Below are 6500 nucleotides of genomic sequence, written 5' to 3' on the forward strand. Positions count from 1 at the left end.
GAGGTCACATCAAGGTCCGGCGCCTCGGCGAGCGCGGCGATCAGCGCGGCGGCGGCGGGCGCGTCGGAGGCTTGCGCCACGGCCACGGTGACGCGCGCATTGTCGCCGCCGGCACCGGCGAAGATCGCGGCGAACAGCAGGAACAGCAGCGGCGGCAATACGAAGGTCATGGCCAGCGCGCCGCGGTCGCGCAGCGTCGTGAGCGCCTGGGCGCGCATGATGGCGAGCACCATGGCGTCAGTCCTCCCTGACCGCGTGGGCATAGAGCGCGTCGAGCCCCGCCGCCTTGAGCGCGAGGGTGCGCGGCGCGGCGCCGAGCGCCTCCAGCGCGGCGATCAGGGCGGCCACCGCATGCGGTCATCGGCGATCAGGCCGGAAAAGGCGGTCGGCTCCTCGCTCGGCGCCAGCCCGAGCCCGGCCAGCGCCGCCGCACGGGCGTCGTCGGGCGCAGCGGCGAAGGTGACTTCGGCCACGCGCCGGCCCCGGAACCGTTCGGTGAGAAGGTCGCCAAGAGGGCCTTCCAGCACGATGCGGCCCGCCTTGAGGATCGCGGCGCGGTCCGCCACCCGCTCGGCGAAGGCGAAGTCGTGGGTGACGAGGAGGATGGCGAGGCCGTCCCCGGCGAGGCGCTGCACCAGGCTGGCGAGGTCCTCGCGGGCGTGGGCGTCGATGCCGACCGTGGGCTCGTCGAGCACCAGCAGGCGCGGCGCGCCCACCAAAGCGGCGGCGAGGTTGACGCGCCGCTGCCAGCCGCCGGAGAGGCGGTCGATGCGCTCGCCCGAGCGCGCGTCGATGCCGGCGCGGGCCATCACCTCGTTGACGCGGGCGGAAAGTCCGCGCCAGGGCACGCCCGCGAGGCGGCCGAAGGTCTCGAGATTCTCGCGGATGGTCAGCGGCCGGTAGAGCGCGATCTCCTGCGGCGCGAGGCCGATCAGGCGCCGGGCGGTGGCATCCTCGGCCGGAATGCCGCAGATGCGCACCATGCCAGCGCGCGCCGCGAGCCGCCCGCAGACCGCCCGCAGCAGCGTAGTCTTGCCGGCGCCGTTGGGGCCGAGAAGGACGGTGGCGGAACCGGCCGCGACGGCAAGGCTCACGCCGGACAGCACCGTGCGCGCGCCGAAGCCCGCGCTGAGGCCCTCGATCAGGAGGGGCGGGGCTTCGGTACGTTCGGTTCGGCGGGCCTCGTCAAGGAGCCCGGCGCTCACGGCGCCAGCGGCCCCATCAGTTCACCGAAGGCGGCATCCATGAAATCGCGCAGAGGCTCCTGGCCCTCCCGGTTGGGTCCGAGGTCTTTAGAGGCTTGGAGCGCGCCCGCCAAGTGCTCGCCGAGCAGCTTGCGCGCCCGCGGGGCGCCGAGGGAGGCGATGACGGTCACCTTGTGGGCGTCCTTGCCCACATCCTTGCCGAGCGCAGCGGCTGAGGCGGAGGCATCGAGGATGTCGTCGAGGATCTGGTAGGCGCGCCCCACATGGGAGGCGAAGGCGCGCAGGTGCCCGGCCTGCGCCTCGTCCGCGCCCGCCACGTGACCGGCGATCTCGGCCGCGGCGGTGAACAGGACGCCGGTCTTGCGGCGGTTCACGTCCTCGGTGGCGGCGACGGTGCGGCCGGGGGTGGGGTGGAGGTCGTCGAACTGGCCGCCGCACAAGCCGAGCGAGCCGACCGACAAAGAGAGCACCGCCACCGCGTCGAGCCGCACCCGGTCCGGCACGCCCGGCGCCGCGCCGGCCACGCCGAAGGCGCGTGAGAGCAAAGCGACGGCGGCGAGCATCGCCACGTCCTCGCCGTACTGCACATGGGTGGTGGGCTGGGAGCGGCGCACCGCTGCGTCGTCCATGCAGGGCAGGTCGTCCATGATCAGGACGAGGCGTGCACCATCTCCAGCGCGCAGCCGAAATCGAGCACCTGCTGCTCGGACCCGTCGAGCTGGAGCACGCCGGCAATGGCCAGCAGCGGGCGCAGGCGCTTGCCGGGCGCCAGCAATATGTGGCGCATGGCGGCGTGCAGCACCGCGGGATGGGCCGCGCCGGTGGGCACGAGCAAGCCCAGCCGGCGCTCGATCACCGCGCGCAGATAGGACAGGTCCCGCGAGCGCAGGACGAGCCCCTCGCCCTGTTGCGTGGCTGGCGTCTCCTCCACCGGGTGTGCGGGTAGCGCATCCCGGCTTCCATTATGGCTCATGAACGCTCGCCCCTCTTTGGCGCCCGGCCGGAGTCGGATGTCCGAACAATACGTTGTCTTGAATGCCTTTAGATCACCCCCTAGACATTGACGCTAGGGGCGCGCGCACGCCGATGTCGCAGCGTGGCCTTCCGGGCACAGCCGTTCCGGCGGACCCCGGCCCCCGATACCACCCGGGGCGCTTCACCCATGCCTCTGCAAGCCTTCGGGGATCCCCATCTGCCATGAGCAACCGGAACGACGAGGGCGCGGACGCGCAGAAGCGCAAGCAGGACCATATCGACATCGTGCTCGACGGCGCGCGAGCCCGCTCGCGCGTTTCGGCCGGCTTCGACGCGGTGCGGCTCGCCCATTGCGCGCTGCCGGAAATCGCGCTGGACGAGGTGGACCTTTCCACCACCTTCCTCGGCCGCCGGCTGAAGGCGCCGGTGCTGATCTCGTCCATGACCGGCGGACCGGCGCAGTCGGAGCGCATCAACGCGCACCTTGCCGAAGCGGCGCAGGCGCTCGGCCTCGCGCTCGGCGTCGGCTCGCAGCGCATCGCCATCGAGCGCCAGGGCGCGGCGGGGCTGACGCGCGAGCTCAGGCGGCGGGCGCCGGACGCGGCGCTCTACGCCAATCTCGGCGTCGCCCAGTTCGTGAAGGGCTATGGCGTCGACGAGGCGCGGCGGGCGGTGGAGATGATCGGCGCGGACGGGCTGATCCTGCACCTCAACCCGCTCCAGGAGGCGATCCAGCCGGAAGGCGACCGCGACTGGCGCGGCGCGCTCACGGCCATCGCCGCGCTCACGCGGGCGCTGGAGGTGCCGGTCATCGCCAAGGAGGTGGGCTTCGGCCTGTCGGGCGCGGTGGCGCGGGCGCTCGCCGACGCCGGGGTCGCGGCGCTCGACGTGGCCGGGGCGGGCGGCACCAACTGGGCCCTAGTGGAGGGCGAGCGCGGCATCGGCGCCTCCAGGCGCGTGGCGGAGGCGTTCGCCGACTGGGGCATCCCCACGGTGGCCTCGCTCGCGGCAGTGCGCGGCGCCTGCCCGGACATTCCGCTGATCGCCTCCGGCGGCGTCCGCCACGGCGTCGACATGGCGAAGGCGATCCGGCTCGGCGCCGATCTCGCAGGCCAGGCGGCCGGCACCCTGGAGGCGGCGCTGACCTCCGCCGAGGCGGTGGTGGATCATTTCGATATCGTCATCCGCCAGCTCAAGGTCGCCTGCTTCGCCACCGGCGCGCGCGACCTCGCGGCGCTCCGGCACGTGCCGCTGGAGCGGGCGGAGCCCTGAACGGGCGCCGCGCGCCCGCTCAGTTGCTCCAGTGCTCCAGCCAGATCTTCTCGCCGATGGTGCAGGAGATGCGCGGGGCGGCATCCGCCACGCGCCGGATCGGTCCCGCCGGGTCGGGAACCTGGACGCCCGCCACCTCCAGCACCAGCTTGGTCTTGATGGCGCGGGCGAACTCGTCGCGGTGCTGGACCGGGATGACGAACGCGCCCGGGCCGCCGATGACGCAGTCCTCATAGTAGAGATCCAGCTCCGGCACGTCGATGGCGGACGAAGCCGAGCGCTTGAGCAGCAGCGGCAGCCCGTTCACCGTGATGCCGCGCCGCACCACCGCGTCGCGGGCGATGGCGACCGGCGGCCCCTGGTTGTTCACGCCATCGCCCGAAACGTCGATGACGCGCCGCACGCCGGCATAGCCGTTGAGGTCGAACTGGTCGGCGCTGTAGAGCAGGGCGCTGGAGATGGAGGTCCGGTAGACCCGCCGCAGCGGCGCGGCGCGGATGGCGTCCGCGTAGGTCCGCGCGCTGTCCGGACCGTCGATCACCCGCCAGTTGACCACGATCTGCTGCTCGTTCTCGCCCGCCCATTCGATATAGGCGACGGCGATGCGCCCATTGAGGCCCTGGCGCAGCGCGTCGAGGAACTCGCGGGAGGTGAGGGCGTTGGCGTAGCCCTCGCGCTGGAGCGCCTGCTCCTCCACGTCCATGGAATAGGAGACGTCCACCGCGAGCACGAGCTCGACGTCCACCTCCATGTCGCGAGGGGATGCGGCCTGCGCCGATCCCTGGAGCAGGGCGCCCGCCAGACACGCGCCAACCGCGAGGGCGCCCATGAGACTGTTGGCCTGAGACATTCCTTTCTCCCTTCCATTCCGGAAAGGCGCGACATCGCGTCGCGAAGATCGTCTCACCAACCGGGGGGTTAACAAAGCGATTAGCCGCCTCTTTTGTTTTCAGCCGCCGCGTGGCGGCGCGGCATCGGCGCATGATCGCCGCAGGGGAGCGGGCTGTCGTCGTTTTGTCACAAGACGTTGGGTCATACGGCACTGCACAAAAATAAAGCAGTGTAGAAAATCGCGTTCGCGGCCAAGAACGGTGCCCGCGTAAGGAGGCGCCCGTCGCTGGGCTAAACCGCAGGTCGCTCCGCGTGATTCGCGCGCGGCGGCGTGCGCCGGCGGATCGGCGGGCCGGCGATTCGGACCGCCGAACTGCGGCGCGTCTGCGTCCCGGCTCATCGCAACAACGCGCGCCGGCCGCCTGCGAAGCCCCTCGGCCGATGACGCCGCAACAGGTCCCGCGGGGGCGGCGGGATGAAAGGGGACATTGTGGGGTAGGCGGCTCTCTGAGAGCCGGTGGCGCAAAGCCAGATTGGTCGGAGTGGCAGGATTTGAACCTGCGACCCCCACGTCCCGAACGTGGTGCGCTACCAGACTGCGCTACACTCCGATCCAGGCGGCTGCCTCTAGCACGCGCCCCTTCACCGAAGCAAGGGCTTCCGACGCGGCTTCGCTTGAACGGTGGATGCCCCCATGCCATAGGAAGCCCGCCGCCGGCCCGCCGCGCGGCGTCAATGCCTTGGAATATCGGAGTGCAGGCACATGGCGACGGACGGTTTCGCGAGCGGTCTCATGAAGGGCAAGCGCGGGCTGATTCTGGGCGTCGCCAATAACCGGTCCATCGCCTACGGCATCGCCAAGCAGGTGCGCGCGCATGGCGCCGAGATTGCTCTGACCTACCAGGGCGAGGCGCTGAAGAAGCGAGTCGAGCCGCTGGCGGCCGAGCTCGGCGGAACGCTGGTCGGTCATTGCGACGTGACCGAGCCGGAGACCATGGACGCGGTCTTCGCCGAGACGCAGAAGCTGTTCGGCACGCTGGATTTCGTCGTCCATTGCATCGCCTTCTCCAACAAGGACGAGCTGGACGGGCGCTACGTGGACACGACCGCCGACAATTTCTCCAAGACCATGCTGATTCCTGCTTCTCCTTCACCGCCATCGCCCAGCGGGCGGAGAAGCTGATGCCGAACGGCGGCGCGCTGCTGACGCTGACCTATTACGGCGCCGAAAAGTGGATGCCCCACTACAACGTGATGGGCGTCGCCAAGTCGGCCCTGGAGGCCTCGGTGCGCTACCTCGCCGCCGATCTCGGCCCCAAGGCGATCCGCGTCAATGCCATCTCCGCCGGCCCGATCAAGACGCTGGCCGCCTCCGGCATCGGCGATTTCCGCTACATCCTGAAGTGGAACGAGCTGAACACCCCGCTGCGCCGCACCGTGACCACCGATGAGGTGGGCGACACCGGGGTCTATCTCCTGTCCGATTTGTCGCGCGGTGTGACCGGAGAGGTGCACCATGTGGACGCCGGATACCATATCGTCGGCATGAAGCACCCCGACGCCCCGGACCTCGCTCTGGTGCGCGACTGACCGGCCGTCCCGCGGGGTCATCCGGCGCCGGCGGGGTGCACGGGTTTCAGGGCGCGCGATGAGGAGATCGAACATGCTGGTAGCCTGCCGCCGAGCCGTCGCCATTCTTGCGCTCTGCGCCGCCTCCGCCACCGGAGCGGCGGCCCAGAGCCTGCCGACGCTGCAGGAATATCCCCTGCGCGAGCGGGTGTTCGGCCCGGGCGGCGCCTTCTTCCCGGACTATGTGACGCCGAGCTATTCCGGCATCACCTACGTGACCGGCAACGGCGCCGGCACCAAGGGCGCCATCTTCGCCGCCGGCACCACCGACTACAATTGCCAGCAGACCCAGGTGCCCACCATCCAGGTGCTCTCGGCCCCGGCGCGCGGCCGCGTCACCATGGGCTACGGCGCCTTCGTGGCCACCGGCCGCGACGGCGGCGCCATGAACCCCTGCATGGGGCGCGCGATGAAGGGCGTCGTCGTGCGCTACAAGGGGCCGGCGGCGTCCGGGCGACAACGGTGGTCCTGCGCGTCACCTATCCCACCCATGGGCGCGTGGTACGAACCACGTGGTTCCCGGTCTCCGGCCGGTGACGGCCGGGCGGGCGCGCCTTGTCCTGCGGCAGACGCGTCATGAGCGCGGCA

Annotated in this window: 6 protein-coding genes, 1 tRNA gene and 2 pseudogenes; 3 read left to right on the plus strand and 6 right to left on the minus strand. The window is 71.1% G+C overall.

Annotation, left to right across the window (positions count from 1 at the left end):
- The 4 genes and pseudogenes from AC2W7M_RS17540 to AC2W7M_RS17555 form a co-directional block, all read right to left on the minus strand.
- Window positions 1–233, minus strand: a pseudogene (locus tag AC2W7M_RS17540) (ABC transporter permease); the annotation flags it as partial.
- A gap of 102 nt (window positions 234–335) precedes the next feature.
- Window positions 336–1205 (minus strand): ABC transporter ATP-binding protein, encoded by an 870-nt coding sequence (locus tag AC2W7M_RS17545; protein WP_486133635.1) that lies wholly within the window; start codon window positions 1203–1205, stop codon window positions 336–338.
- Window positions 1202–1852: a polyprenyl synthetase family protein gene (locus AC2W7M_RS17550; RefSeq protein WP_486133637.1), complete on the minus strand. Its 651-nt coding sequence runs from the start codon at window positions 1850–1852 to the stop codon at window positions 1202–1204. Before AC2W7M_RS17550 ends, AC2W7M_RS17545 begins: the two co-directional genes overlap by 4 nt.
- Window positions 1853–1854: 2 nt before the next feature.
- Window positions 1855–2178, minus strand: a complete 324-nt coding sequence (locus tag AC2W7M_RS17555; RefSeq protein WP_486133639.1) for a hypothetical protein — start codon at window positions 2176–2178, stop codon at window positions 1855–1857.
- Between the two features lie 224 nt (window positions 2179–2402).
- Here AC2W7M_RS17555 and fni point away from each other — a divergent pair, with 224 nt between their 5' ends.
- On the plus strand, window positions 2403–3452 hold the full coding sequence (gene fni / locus AC2W7M_RS17560) for a type 2 isopentenyl-diphosphate Delta-isomerase (protein WP_486133641.1): 1050 nt from the start codon (window positions 2403–2405) through the stop codon (window positions 3450–3452).
- Between the two features lie 19 nt (window positions 3453–3471).
- Here fni and AC2W7M_RS17565 read toward each other — a convergent pair whose 3' ends face one another.
- Both AC2W7M_RS17565 and AC2W7M_RS17570 read right to left on the minus strand, forming a co-directional pair.
- Window positions 3472–4302: a DUF1194 domain-containing protein gene (locus AC2W7M_RS17565; RefSeq protein ID WP_486133642.1), complete on the minus strand. Its 831-nt coding sequence runs from the start codon at window positions 4300–4302 to the stop codon at window positions 3472–3474.
- 515 nt (window positions 4303–4817) lie between these two features.
- Window positions 4818–4894: transfer RNA gene (locus tag AC2W7M_RS17570), tRNA-Pro, on the minus strand.
- A gap of 182 nt (window positions 4895–5076) precedes the next feature.
- Between AC2W7M_RS17570 and fabI the strand changes: the two are divergent.
- Both fabI and AC2W7M_RS17580 read left to right on the plus strand, forming a co-directional pair.
- A pseudogene (gene fabI / locus AC2W7M_RS17575) lies at window positions 5077–5873 on the plus strand (enoyl-ACP reductase FabI).
- A gap of 73 nt (window positions 5874–5946) precedes the next feature.
- A complete protein-coding gene (locus AC2W7M_RS17580) occupies window positions 5947–6492 on the plus strand; it encodes a hypothetical protein (protein ID WP_486133644.1) in 546 nt (181 codons plus the stop codon).
- The last annotated feature ends 8 nt before the right edge of the window (window positions 6493–6500 follow it).

It is taken from the genome of Xanthobacter sp. BG11Y11_SDJG (assembly GCF_057364445.1).